1 rRNA gene is annotated in these 919 nt (G+C 53.0%); it reads left to right on the top strand.

The window, feature by feature from the left end:
• Nucleotides 1-919: ribosomal RNA gene (locus ACSFXN_RS19790) — 23S ribosomal RNA — on the top strand; the annotation flags it as partial.

Here is a 919-nt window from a genome sequence, read left to right as displayed (position 1 = left end):
ATGGGTGATGGCGTGCCTTTTGTAGAATGAACCGGCGAGTTACGATTGCATGCAAGGTTAAGATGAGAAGTCGGAGCCGCAGCGAAAGCGAGTCTGAACAGGGCGAATGAGTATGCAGTTGTAGACCCGAAACCAGGTGATCTACCCATGTCCAGGGTGAAGGTAAGGTAACACTTACTGGAGGCCCGAACCCACGCACGTTGAAAAGTGCGGGGATGAGGTGTGGGTAGCGGAGAAATTCCAATCGAACCTGGAGATAGCTGGTTCTCTCCGAAATAGCTTTAGGGCTAGCCTCAAGATTGAGAATCCTGGAGGTAGAGCACTGTTTGGACTAGGGGCCCATCCCGGGTTACCGAATTCAGACAAACTCCGAATGCCAGTGATTTATGCTTGGGAGTCAGACTGCGAGTGATAAGATCCGTAGTCAAGAGGGAAACAGCCCAGACCACCAGCTAAGGTCCCCAAATATCCGTTAAGTGGAAAAGGATGTGGCGTTGCTTAGACAACCAGGATGTTGGCTTAGAAGCAGCCATCATTTAAAGAGTGCGTAATAGCTCACTGGTCGAGTGACACTGCGCCGAAAATGTACCGGGGCTAAACGGATTACCGAAGCTGTGGATGGACATCTCAGATGTCCGTGGTAGGAGAGCGTTCTAAGGGCGTCGAAGCGGAACCGGAAGGATTCGTGGAGCGCTTAGAAGTGAGAATGCCGGTATGAGTAACGAAAGACGGGTGAGAATCCCGTCCACCGAATGCCCAAGGTTTCCTGAGGAAGGCTCGTCCGCTCAGGGTCAGTCGGGACCTAAGTCGAGGCCGATAGGCGTAGACGATGGACAACAGGTTGATATTCCTGTACCACCTCCCCGCCGTTTGAGCAATGGGGGGACGCAGAAGGATAAGGCGAGCGCGCCGTTGGTTG

The sequence above is a fragment of the Planococcus sp. 1R117A genome, assembly GCF_051417975.1.
GTDB lineage: Bacteria > Bacillota > Bacilli > Bacillales_A > Planococcaceae > Planococcus > Planococcus shenhongbingii.
The sequence above is the reverse complement of the archived record's forward strand: the minus strand, read 5'-3'. Positions and strand labels throughout refer to the sequence as shown.